Origin of the sequence: Pelagibacterium sp. H642 (assembly GCF_031202855.1) — a bacterium.
Lineage (GTDB): Bacteria > Pseudomonadota > Alphaproteobacteria > Rhizobiales > Devosiaceae > Pelagibacterium.
On record NZ_CP101829.1, the window covers coordinates 1,154,035 to 1,174,416 of the forward strand.

Sequence of the window (20,382 nt, forward strand, 5' to 3'; positions counted from 1 at the left end):
TGCTTGCGGATCAGAAGCGTGTCCGCGCCTTGAGCGCCTGGCTCAAGGTTCCCTCGTCGAGATAATCGAGCTCGCCCCCCACCGGCACGCCATGGGCCAGACGGGTAACGGTAATGCCGGTATCGGCGAGCCGGTCGGTGATGTAATGGGCCGTGGTTTGGCCCTCGACCGTGGCGTTCACGCCGATGACGATCTCTGAATAGTCAGGCGCACGCCTCAGGAGCGCATCGATGCTCAGATCATCGGGGCCGACGCCATCGAGCGGGGAGAGCACGCCGCCCAGGACGTGATAGCGCACCGGACCGATGCCGGCACGCTCCAGCGCCCAGAGGTCGGCAACGTCTTCGACCACGATCAGCAGGCCCGATTCGGCGCGGCGCGGATCGGAACAGATCGTGCAGGGCGAAACCGTATCGATATTGCCGCAGCTTTCGCAGACCTTGACCGCCGCCACGGCGCGCTCCAGGGCGGCGGCGAGCGGGATCATCAACTGCTCTTTTTTCTTGATGAGATGCAGCACCGCGCGGCGACCCGAACGCGGCCCCAAACCCGGCAGGCGCGAGAGAAGCTGAATGAGCTGTTCGATTTCCGGCCCGCCGGAAGGATTGGACATTTCGACGATCCTGATACTGCCATCTTGGCGAACGAGCCGCAGGCGAGGACCTCGCGCAATCTTTCGCGCGCCCCGCCTAAGGCGTCAAAACGGAAATTTCATGCCCGGCGGGATTGGAAGGCCGGAGGTCATTTCGCTCATCTTTTTTTGCAGAAATTCCTCGCCCTTGCGTCGCGCATCGGCGTGGGCGGCGACGATCAGATCCTCGACGATTTCAGCGTCTTCCGGCTTGAACAGGGACGGATCGATCTTCAATCCCTGAAGGTCGCCCTTGGCGGTCATGGTGACGGTGACCATGCCGGCACCGGCGCTGCCCTCGACGAGATGGCTGGCGGCCTCGGCCTGCATCTCCTGGGCACGCTGCTGGAATTCCTGGGCCTTTTTCATCATGCCCATCAGGTCTTTCATAGGTCGTCCTCCGGATCGATGGGAGCTTCGAAATGTTCGGGTGCCGCTTCGGTGTCTTCGGCACGTGTCTTGATATTGACAAGCCTCGCGCCGGGGAAGGTTTCCATCACGGCTTTGACCAGGGGATCTTCCAGCGCCTGGCTGCGCGCGTCGTTTTCGGCCGCCTGGCGCGCTTCGCGCATGGTAGGAGCGGAAATCTCGCGCGTGGAAATGGTGACCATCCAGGGCCGGCCGGTCCAGTCCTTGAGCTTGGCCGAAAGGGCGGACACGACGCCAGGATTGGCTGTGGGGGTCAGCGCCACTTCGATACGACCGACCTCGAAGGAGACGGGTTTAAGGTCGGACTCAAGGGCATGCTTGATGGCGATATCGCGCTTTTCGCCTGCCAAAGCCACGAGTTGCGCGTAGGTCTGCGGCATCGGGCGGGCCGACGCCTGCGGCGCATTCTGAGGTACAGACGCGGCCTGGGCCATGGGCGCTGTCGCGCGCGCCTGATAGCCGCCGCCATTGGGCGATGGAGCCGAAGGGGCGGGGCCGGAATCGGGCGGCAAGGAATTGAGCTTTTCGATCAACTCGTCGGGGCTGGGCAGATCTGCGGCGTAGGCCAAACGGATCAGCACCATTTCGGCGGCCTGCAAGCCATTGCCCGATTGGGCAATCTCGCCAAGCCCCTTGGACAGGATCTGCCAGGTGCGGGTCAGAACCCGCAGGCCGAGCTTTTGCGCCAGTTCAGCCCCACGGCTGCGCTCGTCCGGCGTTAAAACCGGATCATCGGCGGCGGAGGGAACAATCTTTATGCGGGTGACCAGATGGGTCAGTTCGGCCAGATCGGTGATGATCGTCGTGGGATCGGCACCAGAATCATAGAGCGCCCGCGCATCGTCGAGCGCTCCGGCGATGTCGCCGGCCATGAGCTTTTCGAAAAGATCGATGATGCGGGCGCGATCGGCCAGCCCCAGCATGTCGCGCACCGACTGGGCAGTGATCTCACCGCCGCCATGGGCGATGGCCTGATCGGTCAGCGACAGGCAATCGCGGGCCGAGCCCTCGCCGGCGCGCACGATCATCGCGAGCCCCTCGGGCTCGACGGGAATCGATTCCCTTTCGAGCAGGCCGGAAAGATAGTCGGTCATCACCTCGGGCGAAATGCGGCGCAAATCGAAGCGCTGGCAGCGCGAGAGGATGGTGACCGGGACCTTGCGGATCTCGGTGGTGGCGAAGATGAACTTGACGTAGGGGGGCGGCTCTTCGAGCGTCTTCAAGAGCCCGTTGAAGGCCGAAGTCGAGAGCATGTGCACTTCGTCGATGATGAACACCTTGTAGGGCGCGCTCATCGGCGGGGTGCGGGTCATGGCGTTGATTTCGCGGATGGAGTCGATGCCGGTGTTGGACGCGGCGTCCATTTCCATCACATCCACATGGGTGCCCGCGATGATCTCGGCGCAGTGGATCCCTTCTTTGGAGAGATCGAGCGTGGGGTGCGCGCCGGTCTCGTCGGCATAGTTGAAGGCGCGGGCCAGAATGCGGGCGGTCGTGGTTTTTCCCACGCCGCGCACGCCGGTCAAGATAAAGGCGTGATGAATGCGCCTGGTCTTGAACGCATTGCCCAGCGTCTGGACCATGGCGTCCTGCCCCACAAGGCTCTCAAAGCTCGATGGCCGGTATTTGCGGGCCAGAACCTGATAGGGCGTTGCTGGGGTCGTGGGGGTCACCATCGCGTGCCGTTGTGAGGGAGAAGTGCCCCGGGGGCGAATTCAAAGTGGAGGCTGACGACGACCCGTGCCGTACTCGTTAGGGCTGCTTCCTTCCGGACCTGACCCGGTTGGCGAGCGGTTCGTCCGCCACCAACCTCCGCCCCCTATGTGCTGCATCGGGGAGGCGTTTGCAAGGGGGCAGGCCAGACTCTTTCAAGGCGCGGAATCGGCCACCGGATAGATTCCCAGGAGCTTGAAGTGATCCGAGAAAAAGCCCAGCTCCTCGAGCGCAAGCTTGACGTTGTGATCGTCCGGATGACCTTCGATATCGGCATAGAACTGGGTGGCGGTGAAAGAGCCGCCGACCATATAGCTTTCGAGCTTGGTCATGTTGACGCCATTGGTCGCGAACCCGCCCATGGCCTTGTAAAGGGCCGCCGGAACGTTGCGGACGCGGAAGACGAAGGTGGTCTTGACTTTGTTGCCATTGGGCTTGGGCCGGATCGGCTCGCGGGCCATGATGAGAAAGCGCGTGGTGTTGTGGGATTCGTCCTCGATGTTTTCGGCGATGACGTCGAGGCCGTAGGTTTCGGCGGCAAAGCGCGAGGCTATCGCGGCGATCTTGCGATCACCCTTTTCGGCCACTTCACGCGCCGAGCCGGCGGTGTCGACCGCGTTGATGGTGCGCAGATTGTGCCGGGCGATGAATTTGCGGCACTGGCCCAGCGCCACAGAAAGCGACTGCACGGCCTCGATCTCGGCAAGAGTGGTGCCGGGCACGCCCAGAAGGTTCATGCGCACCGGCAGGTAGTGCTCGCCGATGATATAGAGCCCGCTTTCGGGGAGGATGTGGTGAATATCGGTGATCCGGCCATAGAGCGAGTTTTCCACCGGAACGACAGCATATTCGGCCTCACCGCTCTGCACGGCGCCCAGGGTCTGCTCGAAAGTCACGCAAGGGAGCGGTTCGTCGGCCGGGAACGCCTCGCGGGCCGTGGCATGGCTGAAAGCTCCCAATTCTCCCTGAAAGGCGATCTTGCGTGACATTGTGACAGTCCCTTTAGAAAAATGTGCGCGCACCTAACGCCGTGCTCCGATGGGTGTCAATTGCGCGAAAGGCGCGTAAGAAAAGGGCTTGCGGGATTGTCGCACCCGGCCTATGCCGGTTGCGCGGACCAAAGCTTCCATTTATGGTCCGCGCGCGGGCTTTAGGGGTGAATCCGGGGCTTTGGCGCGAGCCCTTCGCCGGTCTTGCCGCTCGGTTTGCCGATCGGAGCCCGTTATTTTGCGTTCTGCTTGCCGGCGCTCGGGCGGGAATAACGGTACGGAGAGACCGAGGTTATGAATTCATTTGAACTCAACAAGATTTTCGGTGCCATTCTGGGCACCCTGGTCTTTGTGATGGGTGTCGGCTTTATCGCCGACGAGATCTATGCCCCCATCGAGGGGCGCGGCGCCGATTACGCGCTGCCCGAACCCGCCGCCGAAGGCGAGGCCGGCGGGGAAGATGCCCCGGGCGTGCCCTCGATAGCGGCGCGGATGCAGACCGCCTCGGCCGAAGAAGGCGAGAGCCTCATCACCCGCTGCCAATCGTGCCACGATTATTCTCCCGCCAATGAGAACCGCGTTGGCCCCGGCATCTACGGCATCGTGGGCCATCCGATCGCCAGCCATGAAGGCTTCAGCTATTCCGACGCGCTCGCAGCGCTGGGTGAAGCTGGCGAAATCTGGGACTACGAACACCTCGATGCGTTCATCGAAAACCCGCGCGCTCATGTTCCCGGTACGCTGATGACCTTTGCCGGCCTTGCCGATCCGGAAGACCGCGCCAATCTTATCGCGTTCCTGCGGGAAAATTCCGACGATCCGTACCCGCTGCCCGAAGCTCCGGCAGAAGAAGCGCCCGCCGAGGGCGAGGCCGCTGCCGAAGGCGAAGCTCCGGCCGAGCAGGATCCGATCTGGGCGGCCATGGCTGCCGTGACGCCGGAAGACGGCGAGGCGCTCATCGTGCGCTGCCAGTCCTGCCACGACTATTCGGAAGCCAATGCCAACCGCGTGGGGCCGGGCCTTTACGGCGTCGTCGGCCAGCAGATCGCGCACCACGAGGGCTATTCCTATTCGGACGCGCTGGCTTCGCTCGGCGCCGAAGGCGAAACCTGGACGCCCGAGAACCTCTCTGCCTTCCTCGAATCCCCGGCCGACTTCGCGCCCGGCACGCGCATGGCCTTCCCCGGCATCGCCGATGTCGAAGACCGCGCCGCGCTGATCGTCTACCTCAATACGCTTTCGGAAAATCCGATGGACCTGAGCGGTGGCGCAGCGGGCGGCGAGGCCGAAGCCGCTCCCGCCGAAGGCGACGCCGCTCCGGCAGAAGGCGAAGCTCCGGCTGAGGAAGCCGCTCCGGCAGAAGAAGCCGCTCCTGCCGAAACCGAGGAAGCTCCCGCCGAACAGCCTGCCCTTGAGGAAGTCGAGCAGCTCAATCTCGAGGAAGAGGGAGAGGCGGCCGCTGAAGAAGCTCCTGTCGTCGAGGTCGAGGCTCCGCAGGACGAAACCGTCGAGGATCCCAACACCCAGGTTCCGGGTGCCGATCAGGAGATGGACAATCCTGCCGAGGAGATCGGCACAGGCCGTTCCTGGCGGAATCCCAACATCTTCACGCAATGACACACGCGGCATAAGCCTCTTACCCTTTGCTCGTCACGTGTCCGAACCGCAAAACCGTTTCCACTTTTGCTGGACACGCTCTAGTAACAGAACCGCGCTCCTTCGAAGGGAGCGCGGTTTTTTGTTGCTATGAGGGAAGAGACTATGGCGCTGCTGCTGCACCTTACAGGGATCGATGAATCGGGATGGGCCAGGGGATTCAAGGAGGCCCTACCCGGCTATCGCGTGCTCACCCGCGCCGAACAATACGACCCGGCCGAAATCGAATATGTCTTTGCGTGGCGGCCGGCACCCAATGCTTTCGAGGGCATGAGCAATCTCAAGGCTATTCTCTCGCTCGGCGCGGGAGTCGATGCGCTCATGGCCCATCCCGCACTGCCGGATGTGCCCGTGGTTCGATTCGTCGATGACGAACTGACCCATTGCATGAGTGACTATGTGATCTCCCAGGCCACCATGCACCAGCGCCTCTTCACCCGCTATGCGGCGGACCAGAAGGCCAAGCGCTGGAGGCAGTACTACCCGCCGGCCAGCCATGAGATCACAGTGGGAATCATGGGGCTGGGGGTGCTGGGCACCGATGCCGCCCTCAAGCTCAAGGCGATCGGCTTTTCGGTCACCGGCTGGAGCCGCACGGCCAAGCAGATCGAAGGCGTCAAGCTCTTCGCGGGCAACGATGAGCTCGACGATTTTCTCGCGGCGACCGATATTCTCGTTTGCCTTCTGCCTCTGACCGAGGAAACGCGCGGCATTCTCAACATGAAAACGTTCAAAAAGCTCCGGCGCGACGGGCTGACGGGCGGGCCCGTGCTGATCAATGCGGCGCGCGGCGGCCATCAGAAGGAAACCGACATCGTTGCCGCGCTCAAGGACGGCATACTGGCGGCGGCAAGCCTCGATGTCTTCGAGGTCGAGCCTCTTCCCGTCACCAGCCCGCTCTGGGAGCTCGACAACTGCTTCATCACCCCCCATATCGCGGCGATTTCCAATGAGCGCAGCGGGGTCAACTATTTTTCGCGCATGATCCTCGAGCACCGGGACGGCAAGCCGCTGCGCAATGTGGTGGACCGCGACCGGGGCTATTAAGCCGCCAGATCGAGTTCCCATACCTGTTCGACCAGTTCGTGTCCGAAAGCGGTGTAAGCGCGTTCGGACACGATCTTGAAGCCCGCCGCCACATAGATGCGGCGAGCTGCAATCAGGCAATCATGGGTCCACAGTGTCATGCGCGTAAAGCCGGAACGCCGCGCAAAGTCCATGGCCTCTTGGACCAGACGCCGCCCCACGCCGCGGCCGCGAAAACGCGGTTCGGCATAAAGCGTTCGCAGTTTGGCCACGCCTGGTTCGCCAGCCGGAACCACGGCGGCCGAACCGGCAATGGAACCGTCGATCTCTGCGATCCACAGCGCCTTGTTTCCGTCCTTGAGCCCGATGAAATCGGCATAGATGCGCGCCAGAAGCGCCTCGAACTCGACGTTCCAGCCATATTCGAGATTGTAAAGCTCGGCCTGCCGGTGGATCAGCCAGCCGATTTCGCCCACACGTGGCGGACGGAGGACGAGCGCAGCCGTAGCGGAGGCCGGCTCGAGCAGGCGCGAGATTTCCGCCATTGCGGCGAGCAACCGGCCTCTCTCCCCTGATCCGAGCGGCGCGAGAATGGCCGAAGCGGCCTCATCGCTCAGGCGATTGAGATTTTCGCACGCCTCCTCGCCACCCCGCGTGAGCGAGAGGACGGACACTCGGCGGTCGCTTTCATCGGTTACCGCGGCAAGGACGTCGGCGGCAGCGAGCCGTTTGATCAATCGGCTCAGATGCCCCCGGTCCATACCCAATGCGTCGGCCAGAGCACCAGCCGTAGTCTCGCCGAGCCGTCCCACCTCATGGATGACACGCGCTTCGGCCAGTGGAAACGGGCTTTGCAACAGCCCCTCATCCAGGAGGCCGATGATGCGTGTGTAGAAGCGATTGAAGGCGCGCAAGCGTGCGACAGGATCACCGACATCGAGCATAGCCAACCTCCGAGGATAATTGACTATGCAATCATATATTTGACTTTGTCAAATAGTTCCGTAGCGGGCTTTCAGCGCGTAATAGAGCGCGCGGATACCTTGGTCGGTGCCACCAAAAGGGCGTCCCGGCCGGGGTTCGGGCGCCCAGGCAAAGATATCGAGGTGCACCCAATCCGTCTCTTTCTTGATGAAGCGGTTGAGAAAGAGCGCCGCGGTGATCGATCCGGCGTGCCCGCCCGAGGAGATATGATTGACGTCGGCAATCTTGGAGGCGAGCAGCCTGTCATAGCCCGGCCAGAGCGGCATGGCCCAGAGCGGATCATCGACGGCGGCGCCGTGTTCGAGCACCGAGCGGGCGAAGGCTTCATCGCGCGCATAGAGCGGCGGCAGGTCGGGACCCAGCGCTACGCGCGCGGCACCGGTCAGCGTTGCCATATCGATGATGAGGTCGGGATCTTCCTCATCGGCCAGCGCCAGGGCATCGGCGAGGATCAGACGGCCCTCGGCGTCGGTGTTGCCGATCTCGACGGTCAATCCCTTGCGCGAGGGCAGGATATCGCCGGGGCGGAAGGCGGAGCCGGAAATGGCGTTTTCGACCACCGGGATCAGAACGCGCAGCCGCACCTTGAGCCTGGCATCGATCACCGCATTGGCCAGACCCAGGATATTGGCGGCCCCGCCCATATCCTTTTTCATCAGCGCCATGGAGTTGCCCGGCTTGATGTTGAGCCCGCCGGTATCGAAGGTGACGCCCTTGCCCACCAGCGTGAGCTTGGGATGGGCGGGGTCACCCCATGAAAAATCGACAAGGCGCGGCGCCTGGGTGCTGGCCCGCCCCACGGCGTGGATCATCGGGAAGTTCTCAGCCAGCAAGTCATCTCCACGGATGACGTTCACCTCGGCCCCGTGCTCGCGGGCGAAATCGACGATGGCTCTTTCGAACGCCTCCGGCCCCAGATCGTTGGCGGGGGTGTTGACGAAATCGCGGGCGATGAAGGCCGAGCGCACCAACAGCTCGATTTCGGCGGCGTCCGCGCCTTCCGGCAGCTCAAGTGTGGGCCGCTCCTTGGCTTTCACATAGCGGTCGTAACCATAGGCCCCCAACCTGAAGCCCAGGGCGGCCAGCGTCGGATCGCCGAAGGCGCCTTCCAGACGATAGGAACCGGCAGGAAGCGCGGCGGCTGCCAGACCCAGGATCAGTGGCGAGCGATCCGCCGGCACTCCGAGGCCAAAGAGATAGCCCTCTATCCCGCCCTCGGCGCCGGGGAGTGCGAGCAGCTTTCCGGCCTTGCCGGTAAACTCATTGGCCTTGGCCCAACCCTCATGAGCCTGCGACAGGCCGGCAGCGGCGATTTCACCTTCGGGAACACAGATAACGGGCAAGGGCATAGGGCAACTCCAGCACTTTCGATCACGATCGTTTGTATCGGGTCATCCCCCGAACGGCAATCGGCGGAGCCGCCGCTTAACCGGGTGTTAGGGTTAATGAATTACTTATCGGCACCGAAAGCACGCGCGTTCGCGTTGGGGGCTGGCCGCATGGAAAGGTCGTTCAAATCGATATTGCTGGTGGGTGTTGCAACGCTTGCTTTGGCAGGCTGCGCCACCAATCACACCGGCGCGCTCGATGCGGACTATTCCAACCTTTCGGGACCGCAGGCCCAGGCCAGCGTCGCCGATCTGGCGCAGCGCTATGGGCGCGATCCTCGCAACAAGACGTTGGGCATTCACTATGCCGCCGCGCTGCGTGCCGCCGGACAGACCGAGCCCGCCGTTACCGTGCTCGAATCCCTGATGGCCGCCCATCCCGGCGATCCGGACGTGGGCCTGGCCTATGCCAAGGCGCTTTCGGCAGCCGGACGGTTCGAGCAGGGGCTGCGCGTCGTGGACAACGCCATCGACCCGGTGACGCCCCATTGGGACGCCCTTTCGGTGCGCGGCGCCATTCTCGATCAGATGGGCCGGCACGCCGAAGCGCGGCAGAGCTACAACCAGGCTCTGCTGCTCGCCCCCCAGCAATCCCGGCTCCACGCCAATCTGGGCTTGTCTTATGCGATGACCGGCGAGCTCCAGCCTGCCGAAATGCATCTGCGACAGGCAGCCGCCCTGCCGGGAGCCACCAGCCGCGTGCGCCAGAACCTCGCGCTGGTTCTTGGCCTGCAGGGCCAGTTCGAGGCAGCCCGCGCGCTCTATGCCGCCGAACTGCCGCCCGAGGCGGTCGAAGCGAACATGGACTATATCCGCTCGCTCCTTACCCAGCAGGACCGTTGGCAGGCCATCCGCAGCGACGGTTAGAGCGACATGGCGGTGATGATCGCCGGCGCCATGATGATGATGAACAGCACCGGCAGGAAAAAAACGATCAGCGGCACCGTCATCTTGGGCGGAAGAGCGGCCGCCTTTTTTTCCGCTTCCATCATGCGCGCCTCGCGCCCTTCCTCGGCCATGACGCGAAGCGCCTGGCCCACGGAGGTGCCGTAGCGCTCGGCCTGGATCAGCGCGGTCATCACCGAACGCACCCCGTCGAGCCCGGTGCGCCGGGCGAGATTGTCATAGGCGCGGGTGCGGTCTTCGAGGAAGGAGAGCTCGGCGGTGGTGAGCGTCAGCTCTTCGGCCAGTTCGGGGCTTTGCAGCCCGATCTCCTTGGCGACGCGCCGGATAGCGTGCTCGATCGACATGCCCGATTCCACGCATAGCAGCACCAGATCGAGAGCGTCGGGCCAGGCGCTGCGCACCGATTGCTGACGCTTCTGGATCTTGTTGCGCAAAAGGAGCACCGGCAGATAGGCGCCAACCAGCCCCACGCCGATGGCGTAGACGACGTTGAGAAACAGCGGGCGTCCGCCGGGCGCGATGAACACCAGATAGACCACGCCGATCGCAAAGAGGACAAAGGGAGTGACGAAGCGCAGGAACAGGTGCTTGGTCAGCTCGCCCTGCCCCCGCAGCCCGGCCTGGGCCAGCCTTTCGACGGTGTTTTCATCCATGAAGGCCTTCTGGAGCGAAAAGCGCTCCACCGTCGATTTCATATAGGCGCGGGCGTCGGCGCCGCGGATATTGCGGGCGCCTTCCCTGCTATCGGACTGATTGCGCAGCCGCGCCATTTCCCGGGCCCGCATCTGCTCGCGTTCGAGCGCGACCTTCTTCATGCGGTCCTTGCGCTCGGCGCGTTCAAAGATATGCGAGCCGAAGGTGAAAACGATCGCAGCCGCCGAGATCGCGGCGAAAACCGCGATCAGGAAATCGGAGCTGGCGATCTGGTCGGCGAGGGTCATGCGGGATGTCCTCTAATAATCGAATTGGATCATGCGGTTCATGACGAAGGCGCCCGTCATCATCATGACCGCGGCAATGCCCAGGCAGATCATGCCGCCGCTGGTGGTCACCAGCGGACTGAGATAGGTGGGGCTGACCACCGAAACCGCACCGATGACGAAGATCGGCAGCGCGCCGATGATCATGGCCGACGCTTTTGCTTCCGAACTCATGGCCTTGACCTTGGCCTTCATCTTCTTGCGATTGCGCAACACGGTGGCGAGGTTGGAGAGCGCTTCGGAGAGATTGCCGCCCGATTGCTGCTGCACTGTGATGACGACGATGAAGAAATTGACTTCCGGCAGTGGCACGCGTTCGAAAAGGACCTCGACCGCCTCGGCCATGGATTTGCCGATCGATTGCTGGTCGAGCACGCGCATGAATTCCGATTTCACCGGCTCCTTGACCTCCCTGGCCACGAGGCGGATGGAATCGTTGAGCGGCATGCCGGCCTTGACGCCGCGCACAATGGCTTCGACCGCATTGGGAAGCTCGTCGAGATAGGCATTCTGGTACTTCTTGCGCCGCCAGCCCAGATACATATTGGGCAGCACATAAGCGCCGCTCAGCGCCATCACGGCGGCATAGAGCAGCGGAATCTGGAGGATGACCAGCACCGCCAGCAGGCCGATCCCGAAGATGATGCAGTTGCGGATCCAGACTTTGGGCGGCGTCTTGACGCCGGCCTGGAACATGCGGTGCTTGAGCGTTTTTTTGGCCCGGCGGGCGTTGAGGGCGTCCGATTGCTGCTTGAGCGCGTCCTGGACGGTGCGGCGGCGGGTTTCACGGATCTTGTCGGCGCTGACCGTCTGACGGCGGACCTGCACATCCCCCTGGAGGGCCTTCATGCGCTTGTCGGCACGGCTGGATCCGGCAAGGGAGGGAACGAAGGCAAAGCCGAGCGCCCCGATACAGATGACGACCAGCAAGGCAAAAACGAGCGGGCTCATCAACGCATCATTTCGTGCTGTTCGACATTGGCGCGTTCCAGCGCCTCGACCAGCGCCATCTCCTCGTTGAAATAGCGCGCCTTCTCGGTGAAATTGGGCTTGGTGATGCCGGTCGAGCGGTGACGGCCGATCAGTGCGCCGTTGGCGTCCTCGCCCATGATGTCGTAGACGAACACGTCCTGGGTGACGATCACATCCCCCTCCATGCCGAGCACTTCGGTGACATGGGTGATGCGGCGCGAGCCGTCGCGCAAGCGCGCGGCCTGGACGATCACGTCGATCGAAGAGACGATCATCTCGCGGATGGTGCGGCTGGGCAGCGAAAAGCCGCCCATGGTGATCATCGATTCAAGACGGCTGAGCGCTTCACGCGGAGAGTTGGCGTGGAGCGTACCCATTGAGCCGTCATGGCCGGTGTTCATGGCCTGCAAGAGGTCGAACGCCTCGGCGCCACGCACTTCGCCCACGATGATGCGTTCGGGGCGCATACGCAGGCAGTTGCGGACCAGCTCGCGCATGGTGATCTCGCCCTCGCCTTCGAGGTTGGGTGGGCGGGTTTCGAGCCGCACCACATGGGGCTGCTGGAGCTGGAGTTCCGCCGAATCCTCGCAGGTGATCACCCGCTCGTCCCGATCGATGAAAGCGGTGAGGCAGTTGAGAAGGGTGGTCTTGCCCGAACCCGTGCCGCCCGAGATCAAAACGTTGGCACGCACCCGCCCCAGGATGCGCAGGACCTCGGCGCCTTCGGGGGAGATCGAGCCGAATTTGACGAGTTGCGGCAGGGTCAGCTTGTCCTTTTTGAACTTGCGGATGGTGAGTGCAGGACCGTCGATCGAGAGGGGCGGGGCGATGACGTTGACGCGCGAGCCGTCAGGCAGGCGGGCGTCGCAGATGGGCGAGGATTCATCGACCCGGCGGCCGACCTGGGAAACGATGCGCTGGCAGACATTCATCAGATGCGCGTCGTCGCGGAAGCGCACATTGGTGAGCTTTACCCGGCCGTTGACTTCGATGTAGCAGCGCTGCGACCCATTGATCATGATGTCGGCGATGTCGTCGCGCGCCAGGAGCGGTTCAAGCGGGCCGTAGCCGAGCACGTCGTTGCAGATGTCGTCGAGCAGGTCTTCCTGCTCGGAAATCGACATCACGAAATTCTTGAGCGCGATGATTTCGGCGACGATGTCACGGATTTCCTCGCGCGCCGAATCCTGATCCATGGCGGCGAGCTGGGACAGATCGATGGAATCGATCAGCGCCGAAAAGATCGAGGATTTGGTCTGGAAGTAGTTCTTGTCGCGGCCGGCAGGCTCGACCGCATCGATCGTTTCCTCGGCCTTGGCCCGCTGCACGTTCGCTGGTGTCGGGACGGACTGCGGAGGCGCGCGTTCGAACTCGGGCGCGGCAGGCGGGGCGGGCCGGGCAGGAGCCGCCTGGGTATTGCCACCGAAACTGGTACGCTTGCCGAACATATCTGCCCTTTCCCGGTTCTATGCCCGTTTGCGCATGCGGAACAGGTCCGGCAGCTTGAGGCCCACCGAGCGGCTGCCCGCTTCGACATCGGCACGGCCTGTGACCTGCATGCCGACCGAGCGGAAGATCTCGTTCACCTTATGGCTGGCCGAAACCTCGGCGATCATCTGCCCGTTATTGGCGGCGGTGCCGAAAAGAGCGGAATCGAACCCGATCTGCCCGGCGAGCCGGCATTCGATGGACGCGGCGAATTCGGGCGCCGGAATCTCCGGCCGCTTGGCGATACCTGTCTTGTTGACGACGACGATGGGATCGCTTTCGGTGGGCCGCATGGCCTTGACCGCATCGGCGATGGATTTGGCATTGCGCAGATTGGCAAGGTCGGGTTCGGCGACGATCACCACCTCGTCCACCGCCGCCAATGTGTGCCGCACCCAGCTCGTCCACAGATGCGGGATATCGAGGATCACCACCGGAACGTGCTTCTGGCTCAATTCGATGATCTGCTCGAAGCTGCGCTCGGAAAGATCGTAGGTGCGATCGAGCGTGGCGGGAGCGGCAAGCAGCGAGATATGGTTGGCCGCCTTGCTCATCAGCCGATCGAGCATCACCGCGTCCATCTTGTCCTGCGCAAACACCGCATCGGCGACGCCCTGCGGCGGGTCCTGATTGAAATCGAGCCCGGCGGTGCCGAAAGGCAGGTCGAGATCGACGACCAGCACGTCCTGGCGGATGGAACGGGCGATTGCCCAAGCGATATTGTGCGCGATGGTCGAGGCCCCTGCCCCGCCCTTGGCCGAAATGAAACCGATGGAGCGCCCGATGGGCGCCGCGCCTTCGGACGCGAACAGATCGGCGATGGCGTTGATGATCGTCGCGCTGGTGGCCGGCATCACGAGATATTCGGACACCCCGGCCCTGATGAGGCTGCGATAGAGCATCACGTCATTGACATGGCCGATGACGATGACCCGCGTGGAGGCATCGCAAACTTCGGCGAGCCGTCCCAACGCCGCTTCGATCCGGTCGGCCGGCAACGTCGTTTCGACGATGATGAGGTTGGGCGTTGGATTGGTCCGATACGTTTCCACCGCGCCATCGAGCCCGCCATTGTGCGTGGTGAGCGCGACCTTGGACATGCGCCGGTCCTGCGTCGTGTCCTCGATGATCTGGGCCGTCTGGGAATGCTCGCAAAACGCCTGGATGGTGATGCGCGGAATCAGCCGCGCGCCGCTTACCGTTTCGGCCGGCAGCTCGGGTGTTTTGCCGCGATCTTCGTTCTCAATAAAGTTCATGATTTTTACCCGGCAAGAGAACTGTCTGGTCGATGCTGATCAATCGAGCACGAAGCCGACCGAACCGCGGAACTGCCCGCCCTGGTCGGCGCCGCCGACCCCGTAGAGGTTTTCCATACGCCCCAGAAAGATCGCCTCGGCATCGGAAGACGGCTGGTGGAAATCGAGCGGAGTGGCCACCGGCGCCGCCGTGGGCTGGGCGATCATCGGGGTGACGAGAATGACCAGCTCGGTTTGCGACGTGCTGTATTCATAGGAGCGGAACAGCGCGCCAAGGATCGGGATGTTGCCCAGACCCGGCAGTTCGTTGATCTGGCGACGCGTACGTTCTTCGAGAAGGCCGGCGATGGCCAAGGTCTGGTATGCGGACAATTCCACCGAAGTGGAAGCGCTGCGCGTGTTGAGCGCGCCGGAAATCGTGTCCGAGATTTCGGAAACCTCGGTGTCGATATCGATCGAGATCAGCCCGTTCGACTGTACCGTCGGGGTGAAATTGAGCTGAATGCCGTATTCCTTGTAGTTGTAGGTTTCCTCGCCGTCATTGACGACGCGGATCGGCAATTCGCCACCGACGTGGAAGTTGGCTTCCTGCCCCGACATCGCTGTCAGCACCGGTTCGGCCAGCATGCGTAGCGCATTCTGGCTCTGAAGCGCCTGCAGCGAGGCGTTCAGCGAGAACCCACCCTGGCTGAAGGCTCCGGCATACGAGCCAGCGGTGTCGCCAACGGGGGGCGAGGAATTGAGATCAAGATCGACCGCTCCCACCGAGAGCGAGCCGGACAGATTGATGCCAAGCGCCTGGGCCGCATCGCGCTTGATTTCGGCCACCACGACCTTGAGCGCGACTTGCTGGCCGCCGGCAACGTTGATGACGCTGGTGACATTGGCTTCACCGCCCACATATTGGGCGGCAATGGCGACGGCCTTTTCCATATCGTCGCCCGATTGCACGTCCCCCGAAAGGATCACCGAATTGGCAAAGGATTGGACCTGAACGCGCGCGCCGGGCAAAAGACGATTGATGGTGGCGGCAAGGCCCGAAGAATCCTGGGCCACCGAAATCTCGATCACCGCGATGCCGGCACCGGACGGATCGAGAAAGAAGATGTTGGTTTCGCCCGCCGCTATGCCCTGAATCACGGCGCGCGTCTTGGTGCGCATGATGGCATTGGCGACGCTGGGCTGGGAGATGATCACCTCACCGGCTTCCGCCGGCAGGTCTACGATGATCGATTTGTTGACCCCGATCTCGATATATTGCGTGCGTCCGATCTCGCTCTGGGCGATGCGCAGATGCGGCGAGGTTGCCGCCAGCGCCGGAGCAATGAGCGCAAAGACCGCCAGCGCCGCGCCCAACACCACGGCCATGACATCCAGACGGGCAAAGCGCGACAGTTTCGAACGAAGCGACATCTATCTGACCTCGATAACGGGCGAAGACGGCGAAACCGGCGTTGCCGGGGCGGAGGGATCTTCAAGAGCGGAAATCGAGCCGCCCGGCAGCACGGGCACGGCACGCGGCGCGCTCGAGGTCACCGACTGGGCCTGTCCGTAGCGGATGAGCCGCACGGTCTGGCTCGAACCCTGGGCGGTATCGACGGTTTCGGCAAAATCGATCACCGAGCGCAACACCAGCGCCAACCGGCCCGACGCGCCGGCCTGAAGAATGGTTTCCGATTGGGCTGGGGTGAGTTCGAGCGTGGCAATCTCGGCGGATTCGAAGACCTGCGAGGAAGGATTGTCGGGATCGGCCCCGCCGCCGGTGGTTCCGACTTCGCCCAGGCGCGTGCCGATGGCCAGCACCCGAACATTGGAGAGGATGGTCTCCGAATAGTCGGCACCCGAGCGGATGAGCACGACGTCGACGCGATCGTTAGGGACGATATAGCCGCCCGATGCGGAATCAGGGGTGACCGAAACCGATACGGCGCGCATGCCCTGGCCGATCACTGCCGAAAGGTAGCCCTGATTGGCGTTGACCAGCTTGGCCTCGCGGATCGGCTCGCCAGGAAAGAATTCGAAACGGGCGACGGCTCCGGCGACCTGCTGGGCAGCCTCGGGCACGGCGCTTTGGGTGATGTATTCGGACCGGACGGCGCCCTCGGGCCAATCCTGCCAGCTCACATCATCCACGGTGAGGCGCTGCCCCAGGCCAATGGCGCGGCTGGCAACCAGCACCCGCTCCCGTGCCTCAAGCTCGACCTGTGCGGTCTCGACGGGTTGTTCGGGCTGCGGGCCATTGCCGCGCGTGGCCAGAAACGCGGCAAGGCCGCCAGCCACCAGAGCGACAACGATAAGCAGAATACGCGCCGGTTTCATCCGATCCCAAACCCCCACTGGCGACGCCCAAGGCGTATGCACCTGCGTTCGGGCAGGGCCCGCAAACCTGCGATCCCTCAAGCCCCCATCCACCGCTCCAAAGCGCGCGTCGACAGCGCGCGCCTGTGGCAGCTAGGAAACTATTGCCGGGAAAGGGTCAAAACTTGGTTAATGGTTGCTTGTTTGCAAAGGTTAACCAATGGTTTAGAGCGCGAGGTTGAATTCGCGCTCCACCGGGCCGGTGCGGCTGGTTGGCTGCACTGGTTTCGCGGACAAGCCCGAAATCTCAGGCGGAGGGGAGAGAGGCTTAGAACGTACGCAGTCCATCGAGCAGGGTTTGCTGCAAGGTAGGATTGGCAATCAGTCGCTCGAAGGCGAAGGTCTGCGGATAGACCAGCATGGCGGCAAGCGCCAGGGCGATGCCATAGGGCACACCGGTCTTGGGGTGATGCAGGCGCACCAGCCAACCGGCCTTGAGCAAGGGACCGGGCAGCGCGTAGCGGCGGCCGACGAGCAGCAGCAGAGTCAAAGCTCCGCCGAACACCGAGGCATACAGCAGGTAGGGCAGAAGGAGCTCGAACCCCATCCAGAGCGAAATCGCCGCTGCCAGCTTGGCATCGCCACCGCCGATCCAGCCCATGGCAAACATCCCGAAGGTGACGGCGAGAACCAGCGCGCCTGCCGCCAGATGCATCCCGATTGCCGTCGGGCTGAGTCCAACCACGAGAGCAATAACCAAAAAGCCGACAGCCACGGCGGCGACGAGCACATTGGAAATGCGCATGGTGAACAGATCCGAGCATGCAGCGAAAGCCATCAATGCAGGGAAGATGATCGAAAGAACAGTTGGGAACGTCATGCGCGCCTGCTTATGGGGAGCCAATCGATTCAAAATGCTCGATGATGCCGCCGAACAAGCCGTTGACCGGACTGTCCAGGATTGAAATTGCAGCGAGCACGATCAGGGCGAGCAAAGCAGCGATGAGGCCATATTCCACCGCCGTGGCTCCCGATTGATCGTTTTGAAATCGCATCGGCCCAACCCCATTCGGCGACAACGATAGCGCCCGCGCGTTAACCGCACCTTATCAGTTGAGGAAAGGGGCTCTGAGGCCCCTTTCCTTGGGACTTATCAGCCCGCAGCGGGGGTGGTGGCACACCCCTCAGTAGACGCGCCGCCCTCAGGATCCTGAAGCGTTTCCCCAATATTACAGAAGACGTCTTTGAGGGGTTCCTGCAGCAGCGTAATCGCAGCAATAACCGCAACAGCCATCAGCGCCGCGATAAGACCGTATTCAATAGCAGTTGCGCCGGATTCGTCGGCGGCGAATTTCTTCAAAAGATTCATGACTAGCTCCTTGTTCGTGCGTCCTCTTGTGACGACATCGTTCGACGCGTCACACATCGAACATGTTTTTGACGCTAAGCCGCCCCAGTTGAAATTGAGTTAATCCGCGCCCGGAAACTGATAAGCTCCGCACCAATACTCAGCATAACTAACAAACGGTACGCCTTTTGATAAATTTCTAACTATTCGAGACAGAAAGACTTTTGAAACCATAACCAAGCCGTCGCCCAGGCATTTGCCAATTCGTAACCATTGCCGGCCATAGTCGGGTAACCATGTTTTAGAAGGCGGGAAGTTGCCATGCCAATCGTGTTGCGCAGCGTGTTGTTGGCTGCGGCCCTGTCGGTAACCGGCCTCGGTCTTCCGGCGGCCTTTGCCCAGGACCAGGAAGCGGTGACGGTGACCGTCAATGCCAATATGGCCCGCATCCTGCGCATCAACGCGCCCGCAGCCACGGTGATCATCGGCAACCCCGCCGTCGCCGACGTCACCATCCAGGATCCCCAGACGCTGATCCTCACCGGCAGAAGCTATGGGCGCACCAATATGATCATTCTCGATGCCAACGGCGACCCGATCGCCGACACGGTGGTCGAAGTGGCGCAGCTCAAATCCGACACCGTTACGATCTTTTCGGGCGCCCAGCGCACCTCGGTCGCCTGCGCGCCCAATTGCCAGCCGGTTATCATGCTGGGCGACGACACCAGCTACACGTCCAACGTCATCGCTTCGAGCACCCTGGTCGACGGCGCCGCCGCGAACTAGGGGCAATTGCACACCCCCGGTTAGTTACCCGTTTACGCTCTCAGCGATTGACCCCGCACCGGGTGCAAACCCTAACTTTCGGTTAGGAACGCCCTGCGTATTGTGCCCCGGTTCTCGGGGGCGAGCAGGCATGACCATCACGGAAAAGGAAAAGCCCATCGGACCGCTCACGCGGCTGGCGCGGCGTTTCGCGCGGTCCGATCGCGGTGTCACCGCCATTGAATTCGCGCTGGTGGGACCAGTGTTTTTCGCCATCATCGGAGCAACGATCGAGACGGCGCTGGTCTTTTTCGCCGGCTATGCGCTGGACACGGCCGTGATCGACAGCTCCCGCCTGATCCGCACGGGGCAATTGAGCCGCGTTGCTTCGGCGGAAGATTATCGCAGGGAAGTCTGTGGCCGGCTTTATGGCATGTTCGACTGCGATCAGCTGCGGATCGCCGTCACCGAGATCAACGATTTCGCCGATTTTTCGCCATCCGACCCAATTGAGCAGGCGAGCGGGGCATGGGTGATGTCGGTCGACCAGCCGCTTCCTGCCTTCGCAGGAAGCAAAAACTACATCATCGAGGCCTATTACAAATGGCCCACCATCATGAACGTTCCCGGACTGAATGCGGGCCAAATGGCGGACGGCAAGCGGCTTTTGGCGACTTCGCATGTCATCCAAACCGAGCCGTTCCAGCCATGAGCCGCAATCACCTCGATATCGTCCCCAGATTGGTTCGTTTCCTTCGCAACCCTGAGGGCGTCGCCGCCGTCGAGTTCGCGATGATCGCGCCAATGCTGCTCATCCTCTATCTCGGCGCCACCGACATAACCCAAGCCCTTGCAATCGACCGTAAGCTGGGACAATTCGCAACGACCGTCAGCGACCAGATAGCTCGTAGGACTATGGTCACCGAGGAGGACGTGCAGGCGGTTATCGATGCCGGTGAAGCGATCATGCGTCCATTCGATTTCGACCGGACCAAGCTGCGTTTCACCATCGTCAAGGTCGAGGGAAATTCCGCTCGGGTGACGGGTGCCACGGAATACAACTGGACCGTGGAAGAAGAGCCCGGTGAGAGCTACGAGCTTACCGCCGATCTCATGGATCTGGGTGAGGGACATCACGTCATCATCGCCACCGCGGCCTATGATTTCACGCCTCTGTTCGGCCTCGTATTCAACGGCACGATGAATCTCGAACAGCGCTCCGTCCATCTCCTGCGCGAGCAGACCGACGACTTCGGCTTTACATCCGCGACAGGGCCAACCTCACCTTCCGATGAAGCTGGCGAGGACGGAGAGGACGAGGAATCTGGAGAAGGCGAGGAGGGTCAATCATCGGACGAAGATGATGGAAATGAGGATGCCGCCGACGATGGTGCCGATGTCGGTAACGACGACAATCAAGGCGACGACGATGATCGCAATTGGTGGGACCAATGGCAGGATTGGTGCCGTCGTCAATGGTGGTGCTAGCTACGGTTGCCAACAACCACGCAAGCTGACATGGAGAACGCTGTCCCTCGTCGCGCTACAATCGG

General features: G+C 62.4%; 21 protein-coding genes and 1 other RNA gene. 6 read left to right on the top strand and 16 right to left on the bottom strand.

Annotated features, from left to right (window positions below):
• Positions 1-10 precede the first annotated feature (10 nt).
• The 5 genes from recR to NO934_RS05725 all read right to left on the bottom strand — a co-directional run bounded on the left by recR (position 11) and on the right by NO934_RS05725 (position 3,762).
• Positions 11-613: a recombination mediator RecR gene (recR, locus tag NO934_RS05705; protein WP_309162850.1), complete on the bottom strand. Its 603-nt coding sequence runs from the start codon at positions 611-613 to the stop codon at positions 11-13.
• An 84-nt stretch (positions 614-697) separates the two neighbouring features.
• Positions 698-1,021 carry a YbaB/EbfC family nucleoid-associated protein gene (locus NO934_RS05710; protein ID WP_309162851.1) on the bottom strand — a complete coding sequence of 108 codons (324 nt, stop codon included), beginning with the start codon at positions 1,019-1,021 and terminating at the stop codon, positions 698-700.
• Positions 1,018-2,736 carry a DNA polymerase III subunit gamma/tau gene (locus tag NO934_RS05715; protein WP_309162853.1) on the bottom strand — a complete coding sequence of 573 codons (1,719 nt, stop codon included), beginning with the start codon at positions 2,734-2,736 and terminating at the stop codon, positions 1,018-1,020. The genes NO934_RS05710 and NO934_RS05715 overlap by 4 nt, the downstream gene beginning before the upstream one ends.
• Positions 2,737-2,779: 43 nt before the next feature.
• An RNA gene (gene ffs, locus NO934_RS05720) (signal recognition particle sRNA small type) lies at positions 2,780-2,874 on the bottom strand.
• 54 nt (positions 2,875-2,928) lie between these two features.
• Positions 2,929-3,762 (bottom strand): prephenate dehydratase, encoded by an 834-nt coding sequence (locus tag NO934_RS05725; protein WP_309162855.1) that lies wholly within the window; start codon positions 3,760-3,762, stop codon positions 2,929-2,931.
• A gap of 294 nt (positions 3,763-4,056) precedes the next feature.
• Between NO934_RS05725 and NO934_RS05730 the strand changes: the two genes are divergently transcribed.
• Positions 4,057-5,379, top strand: a complete 1,323-nt coding sequence (locus NO934_RS05730; RefSeq protein WP_309162856.1) for a cytochrome c family protein — start codon at positions 4,057-4,059, stop codon at positions 5,377-5,379.
• 144 nt (positions 5,380-5,523) lie between these two features.
• Positions 5,524-6,465, top strand: a complete 942-nt coding sequence (locus tag NO934_RS05735) for a glyoxylate/hydroxypyruvate reductase A (RefSeq protein ID WP_309162857.1) — start codon at positions 5,524-5,526, stop codon at positions 6,463-6,465.
• Here the strand turns inward: NO934_RS05735 and NO934_RS05740 are convergent.
• Both NO934_RS05740 and NO934_RS05745 read right to left on the bottom strand, forming a co-directional pair.
• The gene (locus NO934_RS05740) at positions 6,462-7,388 is read right to left on the bottom strand and encodes a helix-turn-helix domain-containing GNAT family N-acetyltransferase (protein WP_309162858.1); all 927 of its coding nucleotides are present in this window, start codon (positions 7,386-7,388) and stop codon (positions 6,462-6,464) included. The two genes, NO934_RS05735 and NO934_RS05740, sit on opposite strands and share 4 nt — an antisense overlap.
• Before the next feature lie 48 nt (positions 7,389-7,436).
• Positions 7,437-8,777 carry a leucyl aminopeptidase family protein gene (locus NO934_RS05745; RefSeq protein WP_309162860.1) on the bottom strand — a complete coding sequence of 447 codons (1,341 nt, stop codon included), beginning with the start codon at positions 8,775-8,777 and terminating at the stop codon, positions 7,437-7,439.
• 150 nt (positions 8,778-8,927) lie between these two features.
• On the opposite strand from NO934_RS05745, the gene NO934_RS05750 reads away from it, so the two are divergent.
• Positions 8,928-9,683: a tetratricopeptide repeat protein gene (locus NO934_RS05750; protein ID WP_309162861.1), complete on the top strand. Its 756-nt coding sequence runs from the start codon at positions 8,928-8,930 to the stop codon at positions 9,681-9,683.
• Here NO934_RS05750 and NO934_RS05755 read toward each other — a convergent pair.
• From NO934_RS05755 to NO934_RS05795, 9 genes are all read right to left on the bottom strand, one after another.
• Positions 9,680-10,663 carry a type II secretion system F family protein gene (locus NO934_RS05755; protein WP_309162862.1) on the bottom strand — a complete coding sequence of 328 codons (984 nt, stop codon included), beginning with the start codon at positions 10,661-10,663 and terminating at the stop codon, positions 9,680-9,682. The two genes, NO934_RS05750 and NO934_RS05755, sit on opposite strands and share 4 nt — an antisense overlap.
• Positions 10,664-10,675: 12 nt before the next feature.
• Positions 10,676-11,653 (bottom strand): type II secretion system F family protein, encoded by a 978-nt coding sequence (locus NO934_RS05760; RefSeq protein ID WP_309162863.1) that lies wholly within the window; start codon positions 11,651-11,653, stop codon positions 10,676-10,678.
• A complete protein-coding gene (locus NO934_RS05765; RefSeq protein ID WP_309162864.1) occupies positions 11,653-13,122 on the bottom strand; it encodes a CpaF family protein in 1,470 nt (489 codons plus the stop codon). The genes NO934_RS05760 and NO934_RS05765 overlap by 1 nt, the downstream gene beginning before the upstream one ends.
• A gap of 18 nt (positions 13,123-13,140) precedes the next feature.
• Positions 13,141-14,418, bottom strand: a complete 1,278-nt coding sequence (locus NO934_RS05770) for an AAA family ATPase (protein WP_309162865.1) — start codon at positions 14,416-14,418, stop codon at positions 13,141-13,143.
• 39 nt (positions 14,419-14,457) lie between these two features.
• Entirely contained in the window at positions 14,458-15,831 is a 1,374-nt protein-coding gene (locus NO934_RS05775; protein WP_309162866.1) for a type II and III secretion system protein family protein, read from the bottom strand.
• Positions 15,832-16,737: a Flp pilus assembly protein CpaB gene (gene cpaB / locus NO934_RS05780; RefSeq protein WP_309162867.1), complete on the bottom strand. Its 906-nt coding sequence runs from the start codon at positions 16,735-16,737 to the stop codon at positions 15,832-15,834.
• Positions 16,738-17,044: 307 nt separating this feature from the next.
• Entirely contained in the window at positions 17,045-17,596 is a 552-nt protein-coding gene (locus tag NO934_RS05785) for a prepilin peptidase (protein ID WP_309162868.1), read from the bottom strand.
• A 10-nt stretch (positions 17,597-17,606) separates the two neighbouring features.
• Positions 17,607-17,771 (bottom strand): Flp family type IVb pilin, encoded by a 165-nt coding sequence (locus NO934_RS05790; RefSeq protein ID WP_309163660.1) that lies wholly within the window; start codon positions 17,769-17,771, stop codon positions 17,607-17,609.
• 98 nt (positions 17,772-17,869) lie between these two features.
• Positions 17,870-18,085: a Flp family type IVb pilin gene (locus NO934_RS05795; protein ID WP_309162869.1), complete on the bottom strand. Its 216-nt coding sequence runs from the start codon at positions 18,083-18,085 to the stop codon at positions 17,870-17,872.
• A gap of 300 nt (positions 18,086-18,385) precedes the next feature.
• Between NO934_RS05795 and NO934_RS05800 the strand changes: the two genes are divergently transcribed.
• From NO934_RS05800 to NO934_RS05810, 3 genes are all read left to right on the top strand, one after another.
• The gene (locus tag NO934_RS05800) at positions 18,386-18,850 is read left to right on the top strand and encodes a pilus assembly protein N-terminal domain-containing protein (RefSeq protein ID WP_309162870.1); all 465 of its coding nucleotides are present in this window, start codon (positions 18,386-18,388) and stop codon (positions 18,848-18,850) included.
• Between the two features lie 130 nt (positions 18,851-18,980).
• Positions 18,981-19,541 carry a pilus assembly protein gene (locus NO934_RS05805; RefSeq protein WP_309162871.1) on the top strand — a complete coding sequence of 187 codons (561 nt, stop codon included), beginning with the start codon at positions 18,981-18,983 and terminating at the stop codon, positions 19,539-19,541.
• Positions 19,538-20,317 (top strand): pilus assembly protein, encoded by a 780-nt coding sequence (locus tag NO934_RS05810; protein WP_309162873.1) that lies wholly within the window; start codon positions 19,538-19,540, stop codon positions 20,315-20,317. Before NO934_RS05805 ends, NO934_RS05810 begins: the two co-directional genes overlap by 4 nt.
• Positions 20,318-20,382 lie beyond the last annotated feature (65 nt).

What these genes read in the sequence shown, in the direction of transcription:
- recR (WP_309162850.1), bottom strand. Translation starts at nt 613, where the DNA reads ATGTCCAATCCTTCCGGCGGGCCGGAAATCGAACAGCTCATTCAGCTT.
- NO934_RS05710 (WP_309162851.1), bottom strand. Translation starts at nt 1,021, where the DNA reads ATGAAAGACCTGATGGGCATGATGAAAAAGGCCCAGGAATTCCAGCAG.
- NO934_RS05715 (WP_309162853.1), bottom strand. Translation starts at nt 2,736, where the DNA reads ATGGTGACCCCCACGACCCCAGCAACGCCCTATCAGGTTCTGGCCCGC.
- NO934_RS05725 (WP_309162855.1), bottom strand. Translation starts at nt 3,762, where the DNA reads ATGTCACGCAAGATCGCCTTTCAGGGAGAATTGGGAGCTTTCAGCCAT.
- NO934_RS05730 (WP_309162856.1), top strand. Translation starts at nt 4,057, where the DNA reads ATGAATTCATTTGAACTCAACAAGATTTTCGGTGCCATTCTGGGCACC.
- NO934_RS05735 (WP_309162857.1), top strand. Translation starts at nt 5,524, where the DNA reads ATGGCGCTGCTGCTGCACCTTACAGGGATCGATGAATCGGGATGGGCC.
- NO934_RS05740 (WP_309162858.1), bottom strand. Translation starts at nt 7,388, where the DNA reads ATGCTCGATGTCGGTGATCCTGTCGCACGCTTGCGCGCCTTCAATCGC.
- NO934_RS05745 (WP_309162860.1), bottom strand. Translation starts at nt 8,777, where the DNA reads ATGCCCTTGCCCGTTATCTGTGTTCCCGAAGGTGAAATCGCCGCTGCC.
- NO934_RS05750 (WP_309162861.1), top strand. Translation starts at nt 8,928, where the DNA reads ATGGAAAGGTCGTTCAAATCGATATTGCTGGTGGGTGTTGCAACGCTT.
- NO934_RS05755 (WP_309162862.1), bottom strand. Translation starts at nt 10,663, where the DNA reads ATGACCCTCGCCGACCAGATCGCCAGCTCCGATTTCCTGATCGCGGTT.
- NO934_RS05760 (WP_309162863.1), bottom strand. Translation starts at nt 11,653, where the DNA reads ATGAGCCCGCTCGTTTTTGCCTTGCTGGTCGTCATCTGTATCGGGGCG.
- NO934_RS05765 (WP_309162864.1), bottom strand. Translation starts at nt 13,122, where the DNA reads ATGTTCGGCAAGCGTACCAGTTTCGGTGGCAATACCCAGGCGGCTCCT.
- NO934_RS05770 (WP_309162865.1), bottom strand. Translation starts at nt 14,418, where the DNA reads ATGAACTTTATTGAGAACGAAGATCGCGGCAAAACACCCGAGCTGCCG.
- NO934_RS05775 (WP_309162866.1), bottom strand. Translation starts at nt 15,831, where the DNA reads ATGTCGCTTCGTTCGAAACTGTCGCGCTTTGCCCGTCTGGATGTCATG.
- cpaB (WP_309162867.1), bottom strand. Translation starts at nt 16,737, where the DNA reads ATGAAACCGGCGCGTATTCTGCTTATCGTTGTCGCTCTGGTGGCTGGC.
- NO934_RS05785 (WP_309162868.1), bottom strand. Translation starts at nt 17,596, where the DNA reads ATGACGTTCCCAACTGTTCTTTCGATCATCTTCCCTGCATTGATGGCT.
- NO934_RS05790 (WP_309163660.1), bottom strand. Translation starts at nt 17,771, where the DNA reads ATGCGATTTCAAAACGATCAATCGGGAGCCACGGCGGTGGAATATGGC.
- NO934_RS05795 (WP_309162869.1), bottom strand. Translation starts at nt 18,085, where the DNA reads ATGAATCTTTTGAAGAAATTCGCCGCCGACGAATCCGGCGCAACTGCT.
- NO934_RS05800 (WP_309162870.1), top strand. Translation starts at nt 18,386, where the DNA reads ATGCCAATCGTGTTGCGCAGCGTGTTGTTGGCTGCGGCCCTGTCGGTA.
- NO934_RS05805 (WP_309162871.1), top strand. Translation starts at nt 18,981, where the DNA reads ATGACCATCACGGAAAAGGAAAAGCCCATCGGACCGCTCACGCGGCTG.
- NO934_RS05810 (WP_309162873.1), top strand. Translation starts at nt 19,538, where the DNA reads ATGAGCCGCAATCACCTCGATATCGTCCCCAGATTGGTTCGTTTCCTT.